General features: G+C 68.1%; 21 protein-coding genes. 20 read left to right on the forward strand and 1 reads right to left on the reverse strand.

All coding sequences use genetic code 11. From position 1 onward, the window contains the following. Nucleotides 1-311: 311 nt before the first annotated feature. The 13 genes from flgB (at nucleotide 312) to G3N96_RS28145 (ending at nucleotide 13,853) form a co-directional block, all read left to right on the forward strand. Entirely contained in the window at nucleotides 312-800 is a 489-nt protein-coding gene (gene flgB / locus G3N96_RS28085) for a flagellar basal body rod protein FlgB (RefSeq protein ID WP_039369170.1), read from the forward strand. Nucleotides 801-840: 40 nt separating this feature from the next. After that, nucleotides 841-1,266: a flagellar basal body rod protein FlgC gene (gene flgC / locus G3N96_RS28090; protein ID WP_011353470.1), complete on the forward strand. Its 426-nt coding sequence runs from the start codon at nucleotides 841-843 to the stop codon at nucleotides 1,264-1,266. A gap of 55 nt (nucleotides 1,267-1,321) precedes the next feature. Continuing rightward, nucleotides 1,322-2,074 (forward strand): flagellar hook assembly protein FlgD, encoded by a 753-nt coding sequence (locus G3N96_RS28095; RefSeq protein ID WP_124585854.1) that lies wholly within the window; start codon nucleotides 1,322-1,324, stop codon nucleotides 2,072-2,074. 33 nt (nucleotides 2,075-2,107) lie between these two features. Continuing rightward, nucleotides 2,108-3,349 (forward strand): flagellar hook protein FlgE, encoded by a 1,242-nt coding sequence (flgE, locus tag G3N96_RS28100; protein WP_089495794.1) that lies wholly within the window; start codon nucleotides 2,108-2,110, stop codon nucleotides 3,347-3,349. Nucleotides 3,350-3,368: 19 nt separating this feature from the next. Then, the gene (gene flgF, locus G3N96_RS28105) at nucleotides 3,369-4,127 is read left to right on the forward strand and encodes a flagellar basal-body rod protein FlgF (protein WP_089426515.1); all 759 of its coding nucleotides are present in this window, start codon (nucleotides 3,369-3,371) and stop codon (nucleotides 4,125-4,127) included. A 34-nt stretch (nucleotides 4,128-4,161) separates the two neighbouring features. Then, nucleotides 4,162-4,950: a flagellar basal-body rod protein FlgG gene (gene flgG, locus G3N96_RS28110; protein WP_069249069.1), complete on the forward strand. Its 789-nt coding sequence runs from the start codon at nucleotides 4,162-4,164 to the stop codon at nucleotides 4,948-4,950. 20 nt (nucleotides 4,951-4,970) lie between these two features. Beyond that, a complete protein-coding gene (flgH, locus tag G3N96_RS28115) occupies nucleotides 4,971-5,663 on the forward strand; it encodes a flagellar basal body L-ring protein FlgH (protein ID WP_089495793.1) in 693 nt (230 codons plus the stop codon). Next, nucleotides 5,663-6,853: a flagellar basal body P-ring protein FlgI gene (locus G3N96_RS28120; RefSeq protein WP_241022858.1), complete on the forward strand. Its 1,191-nt coding sequence runs from the start codon at nucleotides 5,663-5,665 to the stop codon at nucleotides 6,851-6,853. The genes flgH and G3N96_RS28120 overlap by 1 nt, the downstream gene beginning before the upstream one ends. Then, a complete protein-coding gene (flgJ, locus tag G3N96_RS28125; protein ID WP_124585858.1) occupies nucleotides 6,854-7,837 on the forward strand; it encodes a flagellar assembly peptidoglycan hydrolase FlgJ in 984 nt (327 codons plus the stop codon). A gap of 220 nt (nucleotides 7,838-8,057) precedes the next feature. Further along, nucleotides 8,058-8,813: a flagellar brake protein gene (locus G3N96_RS28130; protein WP_206139209.1), complete on the forward strand. Its 756-nt coding sequence runs from the start codon at nucleotides 8,058-8,060 to the stop codon at nucleotides 8,811-8,813. A gap of 197 nt (nucleotides 8,814-9,010) precedes the next feature. After that, entirely contained in the window at nucleotides 9,011-10,993 is a 1,983-nt protein-coding gene (flgK, locus tag G3N96_RS28135) for a flagellar hook-associated protein FlgK (protein WP_206139210.1), read from the forward strand. Between the two features lie 22 nt (nucleotides 10,994-11,015). After that, the gene (flgL, locus tag G3N96_RS28140; RefSeq protein WP_206139211.1) at nucleotides 11,016-12,257 is read left to right on the forward strand and encodes a flagellar hook-associated protein FlgL; all 1,242 of its coding nucleotides are present in this window, start codon (nucleotides 11,016-11,018) and stop codon (nucleotides 12,255-12,257) included. A gap of 288 nt (nucleotides 12,258-12,545) precedes the next feature. Continuing rightward, nucleotides 12,546-13,853 carry a solute carrier family 23 protein gene (locus tag G3N96_RS28145; RefSeq protein ID WP_089426506.1) on the forward strand — a complete coding sequence of 436 codons (1,308 nt, stop codon included), beginning with the start codon at nucleotides 12,546-12,548 and terminating at the stop codon, nucleotides 13,851-13,853. Between the two features lie 58 nt (nucleotides 13,854-13,911). Here the strand turns inward: G3N96_RS28145 and G3N96_RS28150 are convergent, their stop codons facing one another. Further along, nucleotides 13,912-14,796 (reverse strand): transcriptional regulator GcvA, encoded by an 885-nt coding sequence (locus G3N96_RS28150; protein ID WP_089495786.1) that lies wholly within the window; start codon nucleotides 14,794-14,796, stop codon nucleotides 13,912-13,914. Between the two features lie 96 nt (nucleotides 14,797-14,892). On the opposite strand from G3N96_RS28150, the gene G3N96_RS28155 reads away from it, so the two are divergent. The 7 genes from G3N96_RS28155 (at nucleotide 14,893) to G3N96_RS28185 (ending at nucleotide 21,002) form a co-directional block, all read left to right on the forward strand. Next, nucleotides 14,893-15,531, forward strand: coding sequence for a chromate transporter (locus G3N96_RS28155; protein ID WP_206139212.1), 639 nt, complete (start codon nucleotides 14,893-14,895; stop codon nucleotides 15,529-15,531). After that, the gene (locus tag G3N96_RS28160) at nucleotides 15,528-16,055 is read left to right on the forward strand and encodes a chromate transporter (RefSeq protein WP_043184629.1); all 528 of its coding nucleotides are present in this window, start codon (nucleotides 15,528-15,530) and stop codon (nucleotides 16,053-16,055) included. The genes G3N96_RS28155 and G3N96_RS28160 overlap by 4 nt, the downstream gene beginning before the upstream one ends. A 57-nt stretch (nucleotides 16,056-16,112) precedes the next feature. Continuing rightward, complete coding sequence (locus tag G3N96_RS28165) at nucleotides 16,113-16,811, forward strand: YoaK family protein (protein ID WP_206139213.1); 699 nt, start codon at nucleotides 16,113-16,115, stop codon at nucleotides 16,809-16,811. A 329-nt stretch (nucleotides 16,812-17,140) separates the two neighbouring features. Continuing rightward, nucleotides 17,141-18,262 (forward strand): porin, encoded by a 1,122-nt coding sequence (locus tag G3N96_RS28170; RefSeq protein ID WP_206139214.1) that lies wholly within the window; start codon nucleotides 17,141-17,143, stop codon nucleotides 18,260-18,262. A 375-nt stretch (nucleotides 18,263-18,637) separates the two neighbouring features. After that, nucleotides 18,638-18,868, forward strand: a complete 231-nt coding sequence (locus G3N96_RS28175; RefSeq protein WP_069249385.1) for a hypothetical protein — start codon at nucleotides 18,638-18,640, stop codon at nucleotides 18,866-18,868. Nucleotides 18,869-19,112: 244 nt separating this feature from the next. Beyond that, entirely contained in the window at nucleotides 19,113-20,471 is a 1,359-nt protein-coding gene (gor, locus tag G3N96_RS28180) for a glutathione-disulfide reductase (RefSeq protein ID WP_206139215.1), read from the forward strand. A 354-nt stretch (nucleotides 20,472-20,825) separates the two neighbouring features. Beyond that, entirely contained in the window at nucleotides 20,826-21,002 is a 177-nt protein-coding gene (locus G3N96_RS28185) for a hypothetical protein (RefSeq protein ID WP_185634316.1), read from the forward strand. The last annotated feature ends 35 nt before the right edge of the window (nucleotides 21,003-21,037 follow it).

The following is a 21,037-nucleotide window of genomic DNA, read 5'->3' on the forward strand; positions in this document are numbered from 1 at the left end:
TTGTGGATCGCGGCCGGGGCGGCGATCCACAGCGCCGCGGCGAGCGCAAACGCACGCCGGACGTGCGTGAGCCGCCCGTTCCTTCCGCGAAGTGCGTTGCCAGTCATCGCCGTATCCCCGATCCGTTGCTCCGCTTCGCATTCTAGGGAGCGGGGCGGTCGCGCAAACGATGAATAGAGGGGGCCTTTGCCGCGTTATTCGCCCGATTGCCGGTTGCGTCCGGCGCCTACCATCGCTGTCATGGAAAAAAGCCTCTCGGGTCGCCATCCGGCATGAGGGGCGTGCAGCGCTTCATACGGAGAGACGCACACATGCTGGACAAACTCGATGCGGAATTCGCGTTCGGCCGACAGGCGCTGGACGTGCGCGCCTACCGGCAGGAACTGCTGTCGTCGAACATCGCGAACTCCGACACGCCCGGCTACCAGGCCCGCGACGTCGATTTCGCGTCGACGCTCGCGCGCTCGCTGAAGCAGGCGGGCGGCGGCCTCGCGCCGAGCAACGCGGCGCAACTGCCGATGGCGCAGCCGGCCGGCGTGACGAACGGGATGTCGATGGTGTCGACGGCGGCGGGCCACATGGCCGGCACCGCGAAGCTGATCCCGACGGGCGGCCCGTCGGACGACTACGGCCGTGCGCAGTACCGGATGCCGCTGCAGCCGGCGCTCGACGGCAACACGGTCGATCTCGACGTCGAGCGCGTGCAGTTCGCGAACAACGCGCTGCACTACCAGACCGGGATGACCGTGATGACCCAGCAGATCAAGGCGATGATCGCCGCGATCACGTCGAACCAGTGACGGCGCGTACCGCCGCCGAATCCGAGCAAAAGGAGCTTCCATGCCCTCGTTGATGAACATCTTCGGCGTCGCCGGCTCGGCGCTGTCCGCGCAGTCGCAGCGCCTGAACGTCACCGCGTCGAACCTCGCGAACGCCGACAGCGCGACCGGCCCCGACGGCAAGCCGTACAAGGCCAAGCAGGTCGTGTTCGCGACCGACCCGATCGGCGGCGCGCGCACCGCGTCCGGCCAGGGCGTGGGCGGCGTGCGCGTGACGAAGGTGATGGACGACCCGTCGCCGATGAAGTCGACCTACGACCCGTCGAACCCGGCCGCCGATTCGAACGGCTACGTGCAGATGCCGAACGTCGATCCGGTGCAGGAGATGGTGAACATGATCTCGGCCTCGCGCTCGTACCAGGCCAACGTCGAGACGCTGAACACCGCGAAGACGCTGATGCTCAAGACGCTGACGATCGGCTCGTAAGCCGCGCGCCGACCGACCATACCGACCCGACAGTTCCGACAGAAGGCCACCCAGGATGACTTCCTCCAGCACGACGATCGGCAGCAACGGCACCAACGTGTCGAACCTGCCGACCGACACGATGAACACCAACAACGTGTCGTCGACCAACGGCACGTCGGCGAGCGACCTGCAGGCGACGTTCCTGAAGCTGCTCGTCACGCAGCTGCAGAACCAGGATCCGACCAGCCCGGTCGACAGCTCGCAGATGACGTCGCAGCTCGCGCAGATCAACACGGTGAGCGGCATCGCGCAGCTGAACACGTCGCTCACGTCGCTGTCCACGCAGCTCACGGCCGGCCAGCAGACGCAGGCCGCGCTGCTGATCGGCACGAACGTGCTCGCGCCGGGCAACGCGGTCGCGGTGAAGAGCGGCGCGGCGTCGCCGTTCGGCGTGTCGCTCGCGAGTTCGGTGTCGAACCTGACGATCACCGTGAAGAACGCGGCGGGCACCGTGGTGAACACGATCAACGCGGGCGCGCAGTCGGCCGGCACCGTGCCGTTCAACTGGACGCCGACCGACGCGGCGGGCAACGCACTGCCGGACGGCAAGTACACCGTCAGCGCGTCGTACACCGACAGCAACGGCACGCCGCAGCCGGCCACGACGCTCGCGGCGTCGACCGTGCAGAGCGTGATCAAGCAGGCGGACGGCACGGCGGGGCTCGTGCTGTCGAACGGCACGACCGTGGGGCTGACCCAGGTTGCGTCGATTTTCCCGAACACCACCGCGTCGCCGCCATCCGGCAGCGGCACCACCTCCAACTGATACTGATCGAGCAATCTCGAAACGGAGACCGAAATGGGTTATCAACAGGGTCTGAGCGGCCTCGCGGGTGCATCGAACGCGCTCGACGTGATCGGCAACAACATCGCGAACGCGAACACGGTCGGCTTCAAGTCGAGCACCGCGCAGTTCGCCGACATGTATGCGAACTCGGTCGCGACGTCGACCAACACGCAGATCGGTATCGGTACGTCGCTGAACGCGGTGCAGCAGAACTTCGGCCAGGGCACGATCAACACGACGAGCTCGTCGCTCGACGTCGCGATCAACGGCAACGGCTTCTTCCAGATGTCGAACAACGGCGTGACGACCTACTCGCGCGACGGCACGTTCCAGCGCGACAAGAACGGCTTCATCGTCGATTCGCAAGGCCGTAACCTGATGGGCTATGCGGCCAACGGGGGCGGCGTGATCAACACCGCGCAGACCGTGCCGCTGCAGGCGCCGACGACCAACATCGCGCCGACCGCGACGACCAAGATCGGCGCGCAGTTCAACCTGAATTCGCAGGACGCGGTGCCGGCCAAGACGCCGTTCAGCGCGACCGACAACACGACCTACAACTACTCGACGTCGATCCAGGTGTACGACTCGCTCGGCGGTTCGCAGGCGGTCAACATGTACTTCGTGAAGTCCGCGGCCGGCACCTGGGAAGCGTACGCGGGCGTGCAGGGCGGCGCCACGACGGATCTCGGCACGGTCACGTTCGACGCGTCGGGCGCGATCAAGAGCACGACCACGGGCACGCCGCCCACGCCGACCACGTCGGTCGGCCAGTTCCAGTTCACGGTGCCGAACACCGACGGCTCGGCGACGCCGCAGAGCCTCACGCTCGACCTGACCGGCACGACGCAGTACGGCGGCAAGAACGGCGTGAACAACCTCGCGCAGGACGGCTACGCGAGCGGCACGCTGACGACCTACACGATCGGCACCGACGGCAAGCTGACCGGCAACTACTCGAACGGCCAGACCGCCGTGCTCGGCCAGATCGCGCTCGCGAACTTCAACAACCCGAACGGGCTGGTGAGCCTCGGCGGCAACCAGTACGCGGAAAGCTCCGCGTCGGGCGTGCCGCAGATCTCGGCGCCGGGCAGCACGAACCACGGCAAGCTGCAGGGCAGCGCGCTGGAAAACTCGAACGTCGACCTCACGTCGCAGCTCGTCAACCTGATCACCGCGCAGCGCAACTACCAGGCGAACGCGCAGACGATCAAGACGCAGCAGGCCGTCGACCAGACGATCATCAACCTGTAAGCGCGGACAACGGGCAGCCATGGACCGACTGATCTACACGGCGATGACGGGTGCGTCGCAGTCGCTCGACCAGCAGGCGGTGGTCGCGAACAACCTCGCGAACGCGTCGACGACGGGCTTTCGCGCGCAGCTCGCGACGTATCGCGCGGTGCCGATGAATTTCGGCGACGGCAGCACGAGCGACCCGACGACGACGCGCACCTACGTGCTCGCGTCGACGCCCGGCGCCGACTACACGCCGGGTCCGATCACGCGTACCGGCAACCCGCTCGACGTCGCCGTGCAGGGCGCGGGCTGGCTGGCGGTGCAGGCGGCCGACGGCAGCGAGGCGTACACGCGCGCCGGCAACCTGCACGTCGACGAGAACGGCCAGCTCGTCAACGCGAGCAACCTGCCGGTGGTCGGCAACGGCGGCCCGATCTCGGTGCCGCCGAACGCGGAAGTGACGATCGGCAAGGACGGCACGATTTCCGCGCTGATGCCGGGCGACCCGCCGACGGCGGTCGCGATCGTCGACCAGATGAAGCTCGTGAACCCGGACCCGGCCACGCTCACGCGCGGCAACGACGGGCTGTTCCGCACCGCCGACGGCAATCCGGCCGACGCCGACCCGAACGTGGTCGTCACGCCGAATTCGCTCGAAGGCAGCAACGTCAACCCGGTGACCGCGATGGTCGCGATGATCGACAACGCGCGCGCGTTCCAGCTGCAGTCGAAGCTGATCCAGACGGCCGACCAGAACGAGCAGACGGCGAACCAGCTGCTCAATTTCAGCTGAGCGCCCGCGCCAGCCCACGCAGGAGAACTGACAAGTGAACCGTTCGCTCTACATCGCCGCCACCGGCATGAATGCGCAGCAAGCGCAGATGGACGTGATTTCGAACAACCTCGCGAACACCAGCACGAACGGCTTCAAGGCGTCGCGCGCGGTGTTCGAGGATCTGCTGTACCAGACCATCCGCCAGCCGGGCGCGAACTCGACGCAGCAGACGGAACTGCCGTCGGGCCTGCAGCTCGGCACCGGCGTGCAGCAGGTCGCGACCGAGCGCCGGTACACGCAGGGCGGCCTCACGCAAACCGGCAACGCGAAGGACGTCGCGATCAACGGCGCGGGCTTCTTCCAGGTGCTGATGCCGGACGGCACGAACGCGTACACGCGCGACGGCGCGTTCCAGACCAACGCGCAGGGCCAGCTCGTCACGTCGAGCGGCTATCAGGTCCTGCCGGCAATCACGATCCCGCAGAACGCGACGTCGCTGACCATCGGCAAGGACGGCGTCGTGACGGTCACGCAGGCGGGCTCGACCAATTCGGTGCAGATCGGCTCGCTGCAGGTCGCGACCTTCATCAACCCGGCCGGCCTCGAGGCGCGCGGCGAAAACCTGTTCTCCGAGACGACGTCGTCGGGCGCGCCGAACGTGTCGCAACCGGGCCTGAACGGCGCGGGCACGCTCAACCAGAACTACGTCGAAGCGTCGAACGTGAACGTCGTGCAGGAGCTCGTCAACATGATCCAGACGCAGCGTGCCTACGAGATCAACAGCAAGGCCGTGACGACGTCCGACCAGATGCTGCAGACCGTCACGCAGATGAAGAGCTAACCGGAACACCCGTCGTCGCCATGAAGCAGGTTCGCCTCCTCCCGTCAGCCACCGTCCGCGCCGCATGCGCGGTCGCGGTGGCGGCGTTCGCCGCCGGCTGCGCGCAGATTCCGCGCGATCCGATCATCCAGCAGCCGATGACGGCGCAGCCGCCGACGCCGATGTCTATGCAGGCGCCCGGCTCGATCTACAACCCCGGCTACGCGGGGCGGCCGCTCTTCGAGGATCAGCGTCCGCGCAACGTCGGCGACATCCTGACGATCATGATCGCGGAGAACATCAACGCGACCAAGTCGTCGGGCGCGAACACGAACCGGCAGGGCAACACCGACTTCAACGTGCCGACGGCCGGCTTCCTCGGCGGGCTGTTCGCGAAGGCGAACCTGTCGGCGGCCGGCAACAACAAGTTCGCGGCGACCGGCGGCGCCAGCGCGGCGAACACGTTCAACGGCACGATCACGGTGACCGTCACCAACGTGCTGCCGAACGGCAACCTCGTGGTCAGCGGCGAGAAGCAGATGCTGATCAACCAGGGCAACGAATTCGTGCGCTTCTCGGGTGTCGTCAACCCGAACACGATCTCGGGCGCGAACTCCGTCTACTCGACGCAGGTCGCCGACGCGAAGATCGAATATTCGGCGAAGGGCTACATCAACGAAGCCGAGACGATGGGCTGGCTGCAGCGCTTCTTCCTCAACATCGCGCCGTGGTGATGACGATGCAGAAGACGCTACTCGACCGCCTCCCGGCCCGCGCGCATGCCGCCGCGCGGCTTGCCGTCGCGTTCGCGGCCGTGGCTGCGGCGTGCGTATTCGGCGCGGCGCCCGCGCACGCGGAACGCCTGAAGGATCTCGCGCAGATCCAGGGCGTGCGCGACAACCCGCTGATCGGCTATGGCCTCGTCGTCGGCCTCGACGGCACGGGCGACCAGACGATGCAGACGCCGTTCACCACGCAGACGCTCGCGAACATGCTCGCGAACCTCGGCATCTCGATCAACAACGGGTCGGCCAACGGCGGCGCGTCGCAGCTGAGCAACATGCAGCTGAAGAACGTCGCGGCCGTGATGGTGACCGCCACGCTGCCGCCGTTCGCGCGGCCGGGCGAGGCGCTCGACGTCACCGTGTCGTCGCTCGGCAACGCGAAGAGCCTGCGCGGCGGCACGCTGCTGCTGACGCCGCTGAAAGGCGCGGACGGTCAGGTCTACGCGCTCGCGCAGGGCAACATGGCGGTCGGCGGCGCCGGCGCCAGCGCGAACGGCAGCCGCGTGCAGGTGAACCAGCTCGCGGCCGGCCGGATCGTCGGCGGCGCGATCGTCGAGCGTTCGGTGCCGAACGCGATCGCGCAGATGAACGGCGTGCTGCAGCTGCAACTGAACGACATGGACTACGGCACCGCGCAGCGGATCGTGTCCGCGGTCAACTCGAGCTTCGGCCCGGGCACCGCGACGGCGCTCGACGGCCGCACGATCCAGCTCGCCGCGCCGGCCGATTCGGCGCAGCAGGTCGCGTTCATGGCGCGGCTGCAGAACCTCGACGTCAGCCCGGACAAGGCCGCGGCGAAGGTGATCCTGAACGCGCGCACCGGCTCGATCGTGATGAACCAGATGGTCACGCTGCAGAGCTGCGCGGTCGCGCACGGCAACCTGTCGGTCGTCGTCAACACGCAGCCGGTCGTGTCGCAGCCGGGGCCGTTCTCGAACGGGCAGACGGTGGTGGCGCAGCAGTCGCAGATCCAGCTGAAGCAGGACAACGGCGCGCTGAAAATGGTGACGGCCGGCGCGAATCTCGCCGACGTCGTGAAGGCGCTGAACACGCTCGGCGCGACGCCCGCGGACCTGATGTCGATCCTGCAGGCGATGAAGGCCGCCGGCGCGCTGCGCGCCGACCTGGAGATCATCTAAATGGCAGCCAGCCTCCCGAACGCGAACGACCTCACGCAGCGCTTTGCGCTCGACGTGCAGGGTTTCGACGCCCTGCGCGAGCAGGCGAAGCAATCGCCGCGGGCCGGCGCGAAGGCGGTCGCCGGCCAGTTCGACGCGATGTTCACGCAGATGATGCTCAAGAGCATGCGCGACGCGTCGCCCGACGGCGGGCTGTTCGATTCGCATACGTCGAAGATGTATACGTCGATGCTCGACCAGCAGCTCGCGCAGCAGATGTCGACGCGCGGGATCGGCGTGGCCGACGCGCTGATGAAGCAGCTGCTGCGCAATGCGGGGCAGGGCGCGGGCAGCGACACCGCGGCCGACGTCGGCGCGGCCGGGCTGGGCGCGGCCGGCTTCGGTGCGTCCGGCAACGAAGGTGGCCTCGCCGCGATGAACGCGATGGCGAAGGCCTACGCGAACTCGGCCAACAACGGCGGGCTCGCCGGCACGCGCGGCTATTCGGCCGGCAGCGCGCTGACGCCGCCGCTGAAGGGCGCGAGCGGCGTGCAGGACGCCGACGCGTTCGTCGACCGGCTCGCGGGCCCCGCGCAGGCGGCCAGCGCGTCGACCGGCATCCCGGCGCGCTTCATCGTCGGCCAGGCCGCGCTCGAATCGGGCTGGGGCAAGCGCGAGATCCGCGCGACCGACGGCTCGACGAGCTACAACGTGTTCGGCATCAAGGCGACCAAGAGCTGGACCGGCCGCACGGTGTCGGCGCTGACCACGGAATACGTGAACGGCACGCCGCGTCGCGTGGTCGCGAAATTCCGCGCGTACGATTCGTACGAGCACGCGATGACCGATTACGCGAACCTGCTGAAGAACAACCCGCGCTACTCGGGCGTGCTGAGCGCGAGCCGCAGCGTCGAAGGCTTCGCGCACGGGATGCAGAAGGCCGGTTACGCGACCGACCCGAACTACGCGAAAAAGCTGATCTCGATCATGCAGCAGATCGGCTGACGGCCCCCGTCGGCTCCCGCCTGTTGCACCCTCTGGACCGCGCCCGGCCGCCCGCCGCGCGCGGTTTCAACGTTTGCGCGAAAAAAATCCCCAATTCGATCTAAACTTTCGGTCAGCACTGCCGCTAAGTGTGAGAGACCTGCGACCGGGCCCCCGTTCTGGCCCGGTTTTATTGCGCACCGGTTGCCCGGGCGCCCATGACAAGAATGACCGGCTAGCCATGAATATCGAAACGTCGACGGACCCCAGCCTGGATGCAGGCCACTCCGGGCCCGACTATGCCCGCCGCAATCCGCTGGAAATCGGCGTGCAGCTGCGCAACCTCGTCAATCGCGGCGATTTCCTGACCGTCCAGTACCCGGGCGGCCAGCTCGTCACGCGCCTGCTCGAGGTGGATGTCGGCGCGCGGACGTTCACGTTCGACTGGGGTGCGCTGGCGGAGCAGAACGCCAGCATCCTCGGCGCGTCGCACTGCAAGTTCGCGGCCGCGCCGGAGGGCGTGCGCGTCGAATTCTCCACGGGCACGCCGCGCGAGACGCGCTACGAGGGGCTGCCCGCGTTCGTCGCCGATTTCCCCGACGTGCTGATGTGCATCCAGCGCCGCGAGTATTTCCGCGTCGATGCGCCGATCGTCGATCCGTTCCTGTGCCGCGGCAAGCTGCCGGACGGCGAAAGCTTCCTGTTCGAGGTGCACAACCTGTCGCTCGGCGGCGTGGGGCTGCGCACGGCCGACGAGCGCGTCGAGGCGCTCGAGGTCGGCACGCTGCTGCCCGACGTCGAGCTCGAGCTGACCGGCCACGGCAAGCTGTCGCTCGACCTGCAGCTCGTGTCGCAGCGTTCGACGCAGATGCCGAACGGGTCGCGGCGCTACCAGCTCGGCTTCCGCTACATGTCGCTGCCGGGCAGCGCGGAGAACACGCTGCAGCGGCTGATCACGCAGCTCGAGATGAAGCGCCGCTCGCTCGCGCGGGCCTGACGCGCAAGCGGCGGCCGGCCCCGCCCGGGGCGGCCCGCACGGCGTTTGCGGCACCCTCGGCCGCACGCCTGAACCGGCGACGCGCACGTGCGCGTCGCGCGTGCATTTTTTCCTCAATTTTTCCGATCGGCGGCCGTTATACCGGGAGTCACGCAACCCGGCGGCCGCGACGCGCGGCCGGCTCATCAGGATCGCGCATGTCCAACACACTCATGAACCTCGGCGTCAGCGGCCTGAATGCCGCGCTCTGGGGCCTCACGACGACCAGCAACAACATCAGCAACGCGGCGACGCCCGGCTATTCGGTCCAGCGGCCCGTGTATGCGGAAGCGAGCAGCCAATACTCGGGCAGCGGTTACATGCCGCAAGGCGTGAACACCGTCACCGTGCAGCGGCAGTACAGCCAGTACCTGAGCGACCAGCTGAACACCGCGCAGACGCAGGGCGGCGCGCTGTCGACGTGGTACACGCTCGTCGCGCAGCTGAACAACTACATCGGCAGCCCGACGGCGGGGGTCTCGACCGGGATCACGAACTACTTCACCGGGCTGCAGAACGTCGCGAACAACGCGTCCGACCCGTCGGTGCGGCAGACCGCGATCAGCAACGCGCAGACGCTGGCCAACCAGCTCAATGCGGCCGGCCAGCAGTACGACGCGCTGCGCCAGAGCGTGAACACGCAGCTCACCAGCACCGTGTCGCAGATCAACACGTACACCGCGCAGATCGCGCAGCTGAACCAGCAGATCGCGGCGGCGAGCAGCCAGGGGCAGCCGCCGAACCAGCTGCTGGACCAGCGCGACCTCGCGGTGTCGAACCTGTCGGGCCTGGCCGGTATCCAGGTCGTGCGCAACGACAGCGGTTACAGCGTGTTCATGTCGGGTGGCCAACCGCTCGTCGTCGCCGACAAGAGCTACCAGCTTGCGGCCGTCACGTCGCCGTCGGATCCGAGCGAACTGACCGTCGTGTCGCAGGGGATCGCCGGCGCGAAGCCGCAGGGGCCGAACCAGCCGTTGCCCGATTCGTCGCTGTCGGGCGGCACGCTCGGCGGCCTGCTCGCGTTCCGCAGCCAGACGCTCGACCCCGCGCAGGCCCAGCTCGGTGCGATCGCGACCAGCTTCGCCGCGCAGGTCAACGCGCAGAACGCGCTCGGCATCGACCTGTCGGGCAACAAGGGCGGCAACCTGTTCACGACGCCGTCGCCGACCGTGTACGCGAACCAGGGCAATACCGGCAACGCGTCGCTGTCCGTGTCGTTCGCGAACGCGTCGCAGCCGACGACGAGCGACTACACGCTGTCCTTCGACGGCGCGAATTACACGCTGACCGACCGCGCGAGCGGCGCGGTGGTCGACCAGAAGGCGGGGCCGATGCCGGTTTCGCTCGGCGGGCTGAATTTCTCGATCCCGTCGGGCTCGATGAGTGCCGGTGACAAGTTCACCGTGCTGCCGACGCGCGGCGCGCTGAACGGCTTCGGCCTCGCCACGACGAGCGCGTTGGCGATCGCGGCAGCCTCGCCGGCCGTCACGTCGGCGGCGAGCACCAACACCGGCACGGGCAAAATCACGCTGGGCGGCGTCACCGCGGGCTATCAAGTGCCGACGACCAAGCTGACCTATGACGCGACGGCGAAGACGCTGACGGGGTTCCCGGTCGGCACCACGGTGACGATCGGCACCACGCCGCCGACGTCGGTCACGATCAACAACCCGACGGACACCGTCCCGTACGACCCGGCGGCCGGCGCGACGATGACGATGTCGGGAACGGCCGCGGGCGCGCTCAACGGCGTGAGCGTCACGCTGTCCGGCGCCCCGGCGACCGGCGACTCGTTCACGATCGGGCCGTATGCGGGCGGCACCAGCGACGGCTCCAACGCGCTCGCGCTGTCGAAGCTGGTCAACGCGAAGGCGTTCGGCAACGGCACGACGACGCTCACGGGCGCGTATGCGAGCTACGTGAACGGCATCGGCAACACGACGACCCAGCTGAAATCGTCGAGCGCCGCGCAGACCGGGCTGATCGGCCAGATCACCGAGGCGCAGCAGTCGGTGTCGGGCGTGAGCACGAACGAGGAAGCGGCCAACCTGATGCAGTACCAGCAGTTCTACCAGGCGAACGCGAAAGTGATCCAGACGGCGGCGACGCTGTTCCAGACCGTGCTCGGCCTGTTCAATTGACCGGATTCGAGGGATAGAAGCGATGCGGATTTCCAGCGCCCAGTTCTTCCAGCTGAACGTTTCACAAATGAACGATCAGCAGGCCCAGCTTGCGCAGCTGTATCAGCAGATCTCGAGCGGTGTGAGCCTGCAGACGGCGGCGGACAATCCGGCCGGCGCGGCGCAGGCCGTGCAGCTGTCGATGACGTCGGCGACGCTGTCGCAGTACGCGACCAACCAGAACGCGGCGCTCGCGTCGCTGCAGGCCGAGGACCAGACGCTGCAGAACGTGAGCACCGTGCTGACGAACACGCAGTCGCTGCTCGTGCGCGCCGGCGACGGTTCGCTGTCCGACAGCGACCGCTCGGCGCTCGCCACGCAGCTGCAGGGTTACCGCGACCAGTTGATGACGCTCGCGAACACCAACGACGGCGCGGGCAACTACCTGTTCGCCGGCACGAAGAATTCGGCGGCGCCGTTTTCGACGACGCCGAGCGGCAGCGTCACCTATGTCGGCGACACCGGTACGCGCCAGGTGCAGATCGCCGATTCGAGCACCGTGTCGCAGGGCGACACGGGCGCGGCCGTATTCATGTCGGTGCCGGCGATCGGCAGCTCGCCGGTGCCGTCGGCCGGCGCGGGCAACACGGGCACCGGCACGATCGGCGCGGTCACGGTGACGAACCCGGCGATCGCGACGAACGGCCATCAGTTCTCGATCAAATTTGGCGGCACGGCCGCCGCGCCGACCTACACCGTGACCGACAACTCGGTCAGCCCGCCCACCACCACGCCGGCGCAGGCCTATTCGTCGGGCTCGGCGATCTCGCTCGGCGGCGGAATGACGGTGGCGGTGTCGGGCACGCCGGCCGCCGGCGACACGTTTGCCGTTGCGCCGGCGCCGCAGGCGAGCGGCGGCTCGGACGTGTTCTCGACGCTCGACGCGATGATCGCGGCGCTGAAGACGCCCGTGACGGGCAACGCAGTGGCGGGCGCGGCGCTGAAGAACGCGTTGATGACCGGCTCGACCAAGCTCGGCAACACGATGCGCAACGTCACGACGATCCAGGCATCGGTCGGTGGCCGCGAGCAGGAAGTCAAGGCGATGCAGGCCGTCAACCAGACCGCGTCGCTGCAGGTCACCAGCAACCTGTCCGACCTGACGAGCACCAACATGGTGACGACGATCAGCCAGTTCCTGCAGATGCAGAACGCGCTGACGGGCTCGCAGAAGGCGTACGCGCAGTTGCAGAACCTGTCGCTGTTCCAGTACATCAACCCCTGATGTCCGCCGCGCCGGCCGCGATGTGAGCGCCCGCTTGCGTCGCGGCCGGTGCCGGTCGCCGCCCGCGCCTGTTCCCGCGCGAGCGGGCGCTTCACCGGGGCGCGCCATCGTGCCCCGTTTCGCACACGCGGCAAGCCGCGCAACGTGCTCGCTGGCCCCACTCGGCGGCCCGCCTTTCCGCCCCGTTGTCGGCCTGCTTGCCAGCCCCATTTCCGCTCCGTAAACTCGCGCCAGATTCCAGACCGGCGCATCCTCCGCAGCCGGCGACCGACAGGAGCCCTTTTCCCCATGTCCGATTCCTACTTCCCGCGCTGGCGGGTGCAATCGACCGGCGCGGCCTCGCGCGTGGTCGGCCCCGACGAGCGCCTCGCGTGGCCGCAGATGGTCGCGATGGGCGTGCAGCACGTCGTCGCGATGTTCGGCTCGACCGTGCTCGCGCCGCTGCTGATGGGCTTCGACCCGAACCTGTGCATCTTCATGTCGGGCATCGGCACGCTGCTGTTCTTCGTGCTGGTCGGCGGCCGCGTGCCGAGCTACCTCGGCTCGAGCTTTGCGTTCATCGGCCTCGTGATCGCGGTGACCGGCTACGGCGGCAGCGGCCCGAACCCGAACATCCCGGTCGCGCTCGGCGGAATCGTCGCGTGCGGCGTCGTGTACGTCGCGCTCGGCCTGCTGGTGCAGGCGATCGGCACGCGCTGGATCGAGACGCTGATGCCGCCCGTCGTGACCGGCGCGGTGGTCGCGGTGATCGGGCTGAACCTCGCGCCGATCGCGGTCAAGGGCGTATCCGGATCGACCTTCGAATCGGTGATGGCGCTCGTCACGGTGCTGTGCGTCGGCGGCGTCGCGGTGTTCTCGCGCGGCATGGTGCAGCGCCTGCTGATCCTGGTCGGGCTGGTGATCGCCTACGCGATCTACGCGGTCGCGACCAACGGGATGGGGCTCGGCAAGCCGATCGATTTCTCGATCGTCGGGCAGGCGGCCTGGTTCGGGGTGCCGAGCTTCCGCGCGCCGGTGTTCGATCCGCACGCGATGCTGATGCTCGCGCCGATCGCGGTGATCCTGGTCGCGGAAAACCTCGGCCATATCAAGGCCGTCAGCGCGATGACGGGCGCGAGCCTCGATCGCTACGTGGGCCGCGCATTCATCGGCGACGGGCTCGCGACGATCGTATCGGGCAGCGTCGGCGGCACGGGCGTGACGACCTACGCGGAGAACATCGGCGTGATGGCCGTCACGCGGATCTACTCGACGCTCGTGTTCGCGGTCGCCGCGGTGATCGCGATCGTGCTCGGCTTCTCGCCGAAGTTCGGCGCGGTGATCCAGACGATTCCGGGCCCGGTGCTCGGCGGCGTGTCGATCGTCGTGTTCGGGCTGATCGCGGTGACGGGCGCGCGGATCTGGGTCGTCAACAAGGTCGACTTCTCCGACAACCGCAACCTGATCGTCGCGGCCGTCACGCTGGTGCTCGGCGCCGGCGACTTCTCGCTGAAGATCGGCGGCTTCGGGCTCGGCGGGATCGGCACCGCGACCTTCGGCGCGATCATCCTGTACGCGATCCTGCGCAAGGAAAAGGAACCGGGCCCGGTGGTCTGAGCGTCCGGCGGGCGGTGCGCCGCCGCCCGCGTCATCTTGTGCGCCGGGCGTCGAGGCGCTACGCGCCGACGTTCGACTGCGTCTGCAGCCACGCGCAGAACTGCGCGACGAGCGGATCGTCCGCCGGCGCGCGCGGCGCGATCCACCAGTAGCTGCGCGTCGCGATGCGCGGCCCCTCCAGCGGCATCACCAGCCGGCCGCTCGCGAGCTCGTCGTCGATCAGCGGCAACGGGCCGAGCGCGACGCCCAGGCCGTCGACGGCCGCCTGCAGCGCCAGGTAGAAGTGGTCGAACGACTGCCGCTTGCGCCCCTTCATCGCCACGCCGGCCGCCGCGAACCAGTCGCGCCAGCCTTCCGGCCGCGTATCCGAATGCAGCAGCACGTGGCGCGCGAGATCGTCCGCACGCGCGATCGGCGCGCGCTTGAGCAGCGCGGGGCTGCAGACGGGAATCACGCTTTCGTCGAGGAAGTGGCCGCTCGTGCAGTTCGGCCAGTGGCCGGGGCCGCGGCGGATCGCGACATCGAAGCCGTCGAGCGTATCGAGCGGCGCATTCGACGTCGACAGCTTCAGCTCGACGTTCGGCACGTCGCGCTGGAACCGCGACAGGCGCGGCAGCAGCCATTTCATCGCGAAGGTCGGCAGCGCATTGATGCGCAGCACGCGTGCCGCGCCCGTGTTGCGCAACTGCTCGGTCGCGCGCGCGATGCTGTCGAACGCCGCCCGCACGGTGTCGAGGTAGCGGCGGCCTTCGTCGGTGAGCTTCACGCGCTTGCCGTAGCGGTGGAACACCGGCTTGCCGAGCCAGGCCTCGAACCCGGCGATCTGCCGGCTGATGGCACCGTGAGTCACATGCAGCTCGTCGCCGGCGGCGCTGAAGCTTTCATGTCGTGCCGCGGCTTCAAAGGCCCGAAGCGCGGAAAAGGGTGGGAGATCGCGTGCCATGCTTGTGATTCTAGATCACAAGGGCGCGCCGATAAAATCGTTTTGCGGGCATGCCGAACGGCGGTAACCTCGGTTCACCGTTTGATAAGGAACCCCATGCAATCCGCTTCTCCGCCGGCCGCCCCGCCGCCGGCCGCCTCACCCCGCGGCGTCGGCCTTGCCGAGCTGTTCACCGGTTTCCTGTCGCTTGGCCTCATGTCGTTCGGCGGCGCGCTGCCGTTCGCGCGGCGCACCATCGTCGAAGAGCGCAAGTGGCTCTCCGCCGACGAATTCACCGATCTGCTCGGGCTGTGCCAGTTCCTGCCGGGCGGCAACGTGATCAACCTGTCGGTGGCCGTCGGCATGCGCTTTCGCGGCGTCGCCGGCGCGTTCGCCGGCATTCTCGGGCTGATCGCGGGCCCGACGCTCGTCGTCGTCGCGCTCGGCGTGCTGTACGCGAAGACGCAGAACGATCCGCGCGTGCAGCATCTCTTTGCGGGGCTGGCCGCGGCGGCCGCCGGGCTGCTCGTCGCGATGGCCGTGAAGGTCTTGAAGCCGCTGCGGCACGCGCGGGCGGCGGCCGGCATCGCGGCGCTCGCGTTCGTCGCGATCGCGGTGCTGCGCATTCCGCTGCTGACCACGATGCTCGTGCTGACGCCCGTCAGCGTGTGGTTCGCGTCGCGCCGCCGCGACGCGGGCACGCCGCAGCCGGCGCAGGCCGCGGCGCGCGACACGCAGCGAGGCGGCCGGCCATGAATGACACGCTGATCGCCATCGCGACGATCTTCAGCCAGTTGTCGCTGCTCGCGTTCGGCGGCGGCAACACGATCCTGCCGGAGATGCAGCGGCAGGTCGTCGACGTCCATCACTGGATGAGCGCGCACGAGTTCACCGCGCTGTTCGCGCTGGCCCAGGCGGCGCCCGGGCCGAACATGATGATCGTGTCGCTGGTGGGCTGGCACGTGGCCGGCTGGAGCGGGCTGTTGGTCGCGTCGCTCGCGAAGTTCGGGCCGTCGTCGATCGTCACCGTGCTCGCGCTGCATGCGTGGGAGCGCTTTCGCGACCGGCCATGGCGCCGCTACGTGCAGCAGGGGATGATGCCGGTCACCGCCGGGCTCGTCGCGGCCAGCGCGGTGCTGATCTCCGAGGCGTCGAACCGTACCGCGATCCAGTGGGGCATCACGGCCGCGTGCGCGGTGCTCGCGTGGCGCACGCGCATCCATCCGTTGTGGCTGCTCGCGGGCGGCGCGCTGATCGGGCTGACGGGCATCGGGCAGTGACCGGCGCACTTTGACCGCCCGTGCGCCATACTGGCGCGAATCTTCACGGGAGGCTCGATGGATCTCGACGGCGCCAGCCGCAATCTCACTGTCGCCGCGTTGCTGACGCTGTCCGGCGGCTACCTCGACGCGTACACGTATGTCGGCCACGGCCACGTGTTCGCGAACACGATGACCGGCAACGTCGCGCTGCTCGGCATCAACCTGTCGGCCGGCGATTGGGCCGCCGCGCTGCATCACGTGCCGCCGCTCGTCGGCTTCACGATCGCGGTGTTCGTCGCGCACCTGCTCGGGCTTGCCGCGCAGCGCGGCTGGATGAAGCACACCGCGTTCGCGAGCCTGCTCGTCGAGATCGCTTTTCTCGGCGTCGCCGCGAGCGGCCTCGTCGGCGCGTCGAGCGCGTGGCTGATTCCGGGCATCTCGTTCGTCGCGACGCTGCAGACGCTGTCGTTCACCCATCTCGAGGAACTGTCGTACACGTCGGTGATGACCACCGGCAACCTGCGGCGCGCCGCGCAGAAGCTGTTCGTCGGGCTGATCCCGCGCTACGACGCGGGGGCGCTGCACGACTCGGCGCTGCTCGCGACGATCAGCTTCTGCTTCCTGGCCGGCGCGGTGGTCGGCGGCCTCGTCACGCGGCTCGCGCCGGCGGTCGCGCTGTGGGGCGCCGTGCTGCTGCTGCTCGGCGCGTTCGCGGAAATCGTGCGACGTGCGTGGCGTCGGCACTCGGCCGACGGCGGGCCGGCCGCGGCCTGACCGCGCATCCTGCGGGCGCACCCCTGCGTGCACCCCCCGCGTGCGCTCGTGTCGCGGCGCCTGCCGCGCGATCCTTACAGACCCGACATGCCGTAAGCCGCGCAGGCGGCTGCTGCCATGCGGTGCCCGCCGCCCGCCGGGCAAGCCTCGCGCGCGCAGCGTTGTGCGCGGGCGACAGTTCCGCCGTTACCGCGCATTTCAATTTCTTTCAGCGATTGCAGTCGTCATATGATTCAGCCCACATCGCGCGCGCCAAGAACGTGAGCGATCGCCACCCGGCTGCGCACGCGGCCGGCCATGAATGGAGACACCTACAAAAAGGAAAGCTCATGAAGCAGACCATCCGACTCGCAGCCATCGCAGGGGGCGCCGCGCTCGCATTTGCCAGCCAGTACGCGGCCGCACAAAGCTCGGTCACGCTCTGGGGCGTCGCCGACGCCAGCATCCGTTACCTGACCAACGCCAACGCCAAGAACGACGGCCTGCTGTCGATGACCAACGGCGCGATCACGAACAGCCGCTTCGGCATCTACGGCACGGAAGACCTCGGCGGCGGCCTGAAGGCCGTGTTCAACCTCGAGAGCGGCGTGAACCTGCAGAACGGCGCGTTCGCCGACAGCGGCCGCCTGTTCAACCGCGCAGCGTACGTCGGCCTGCAGAGCCCGTACGGCACGGTGACCCTCGGCCGCCAGAAGACGCCGCTGTTCGACCTGCTGTCGGATACCTACGATCCGCTGACGGTCGGCAACTACCTCGAAAACGCATGGCTGCCGGTCGCACTCGGCGGCGGCCTGTATGCGGACAACCAGATCAAGTACACGGGCAAGTTCGACGGGCTGACCGCGAAGGCGATGTACTCGACCGGCACCAACTACGAATCGACCGGCGCGGGCGGCTTCTCGGGCCAGATCCCGGGTTCGCTCGGCAAGGGCAATGCGTGGGGCGTGTCGCTGTCGTACGTGATGGGCCCGCTCAGCATCGCGGCCGGCGCGCAGCAGAACAGCGACAACTCGGCGCGCAAGCAGACGATCTACCACGCGAACGTCGTGTATGCGTTCAGCAAGGCGAAGATCTACGCGGGCTACCTGCGCTCGAAGGACGACACGGGCTTCGTCGACAGCCTGCTCGCCCAGCAGACGATTCCGGTCGCGAAGGGCACCGGCCGGATCGACGACGGTCCGTTCGCGGGCGTGAGCTGGCAGGTCAGCGCGCCGCTGACGCTGACGGGCGCGTTCTACTACGACCACATGCGCAATGCGATGACCACCAACGGCACGCTTGCGAGCGGCAACCGCTACGCGATCGTCGGCATCGCCGAGTACGCGCTCAGCAAGCGCACGGAAGTCTACGGCACCGTCGACTTCAACAAGACGAACGGCGCGGCGAACGTCGAGCTGCCGGGTCGCAGCAACCAGACCGGCATCGCGATCGGCCTGCGCAATATCTTCTGACGAACGTCGGAACGCATCGGCCGGCAGTCGTCCGGCCCGCATCGAAGGGGCGCCGCGAGGCGCCTCTTTTTTTTCGTCACGCGACCTTCATGCGCGTACACGACTATTCGGCGAATGCTTCATCACGAGACCCCCGCGCCGTAAGGGTTTCGTCGGCAATCCAGAACATACTTTTACAGTGCGCGCGAAGCCTTTCCGCTACGCTGCGTGCATCGCCCGTTGCGTGCCGCCTGGCGCGCGCGTGCGTCGTTCCGGTCGCGCTCGGCGAGTGCGGCCGGCCTGGTCCGTAACTTGTGTATCCGGTGATGACAATCGCGGTCCGCCGGTTTTTTTCGTGGGACGATGCGCTCACGATTTTCTTGAAAGGGGATGACGATGGGTATCCTGAACACCGTGGGTGAAATCGCTGGCGCAGTTGCCGCTGTCGAAGGCGCGGAAAAGCTGGATCCGGATGCGGGCCTGCTGACCAAGGCGGCCGCCGCCGTCGCCGGCTTCAAGGGTGCGGAAGCGATCGAAGGCATGCTCGAGAAGAAAAAGGAAGACCAGCCCGAACAGGCTGCAGACGACACGCAGGCGACGGACGGCAGCGACACGTCGCAGGCATGAGCATGGCGGCTGGTCCGTCCGTGGGCGCGCCCTTCGCGCGCCCGGGCGGACCGGTGCCGCGCAGCCGGCAGGCCGGGCATGCGGTCGATCGGTGACGCATGACACACCCGGCAGCTGGTTTGACCGGCGAGAGGCAACGTCTCTCGCCGTTTTTTATGGGGCGCGCGCCGGGCTGCACCGTGCGCCGCAAGCATCCCGGATTCTTGCTATCGTGCCGTCATCCGAACTGCGATGAGGGAATGCGATGGATTTCGACTACGACCTGTTCGTCATCGGCGCCGGCTCGGGCGGCGTGCGGCTCGCACGCATGTCCGCGTCATACGGCGCGCGTGTCGGCATAGCGGAAGAAGAGCAGATCGGCGGCACCTGCGTGCTGCGCGGCTGCATTCCGAAGAAGCTGCTCGTCTACGCATCGCACTACCCGCATGACGTCGAGGACGCGAAGGGCTTCGGCTGGCGCTTCGGCGCCGGCACGCTCGACTGGCCCGCGCTGATCGCCGCGAAGGATCGCGAGATCAACCGGCTCAGCGACATCTACATCAACCTGCTGCGGCAATCGGGCGTCGAGATGCACGCGGGGCGTGCGACGCTCGTCGACGCGCATACGGTCGCGATCGGCGAACGCACGATCCGCGCGCGCCACATCGCGATCGCGACCGGCTCGCGCCCGTCGATGCCGGCGCGGCCCGGCATCGAGCACGCGATCACGTCGCGCGAGGCGCTGTCGCTTGCCGCGTGCCCCAAGCGCATCGCGGTGGTCGGCGGCGGCTATATCGCGGTCGAGTTCGCGGGCATCTTCAACGGTTTCGGCAGCCACGTCGACCTGTTCTATCGCGGCGAGAAGATCCTGCGCGGCTTCGACGACGACGTGCGCCAGTTCCTGACCGACGAGATGACGAAAGAGGGCGTCACGATCCATGCACGCTCGGTGATCGAGTCGATCGAGCGCGCGGACGACGGCACGCTGAGCGTGCGCGTCGGCGCTGCGCGGCACGGGCCGTACGACCAGGTGCTGTATGCGACCGGCCGTGTGCCGAACGTCGACGGCCTCGGGCTCGAGGAAACGGGCGTGATGCTCGACGCGCGTGGCGCGATCGCCGTCGATGCGTATTCGGCGACGTCGGTGCCGTCGATCCACGCGATCGGCGACGTCACGTCGCGGCCGCAGCTCACGCCGGTCGCGACGCGCGACGGCGGGTTGCTCGCCCGCACGCTGTTCGGCGGGTCGCGCGTCGCGGCCGATCACGAATGGGTGCCGTCGGCGGTGTTCAGCCAGCCCGAGGTCGCGACGGTCGGGCTCACCGAGTCGACCGCGCGCGACCTGTACGACGGCGACGTCGATATCTACCGCACGTCGTTCAAGGCGCTGCGCCACACGCTGTCGGGCCGCGACGAGCACACGCTGATGAAGCTGGTCGTCGCGCGCGACAGCCAGCGCGTGGTCGGCGCGCACATGGTCGGCCGCGATGCGGGTGAGATCATCCAGGGCATCGCGATCGCGATTCGCGCGGGCGCGACGAAGGCGCAGTTCGACGACACGATCGGCATTCACCCGACCGCGGCCGAGGAGTTCGTGACGATGCGGCAGAAGGTGGCGGAGTAGCGGGGGTGGCGCGTCGTCCCGCGCCGTCGTGCTGGCGGCCGGGGCGACACGCAGGCTTGTCGGTGTCGATCACAATCAGACTTTGATTTCTCCGCAACGATTGCGCTCGACATAGGGCGATTCCGTGCTGAAATCCCATTCAATATCAAGCGGCATGCGTTAATGGTCGATAATCCGGCTGCGCGCGTGACGGGCAATGGGCGAACGCTATAAAACAGCTTGCCGCGACTGTCCTGACTGGGGTTGAGCGATATTCGGCTCGAACAACATAAAAATTCGTCAATTATCTGAAGGCCCCTACGTCTCAATAAATACGTTTGGTATGATCGCGAAAAATCATGAACGGGGCCGATCATGCGCGACCAACAGCGCAGTCATCAGAACAACGGGGTAACGGGCGCTGACGCGATTCTCGCGTATTCCGCCGCTCTTCCGCCTTTTGCCGCAATCCTTCCATTGCGCGCGCGTTCCCTTCGCATTCCGCCTTTCACCGACGCGGCGATAATCGCGGCCCGGCGCATCGCGCATTGACGCGCACGCTGGCCCGTTCGCGCCGCACCTGTTCC

It is taken from the genome of Burkholderia sp. Se-20373, from assembly GCF_017104705.1.
GTDB lineage: Bacteria > Pseudomonadota > Gammaproteobacteria > Burkholderiales > Burkholderiaceae > Burkholderia.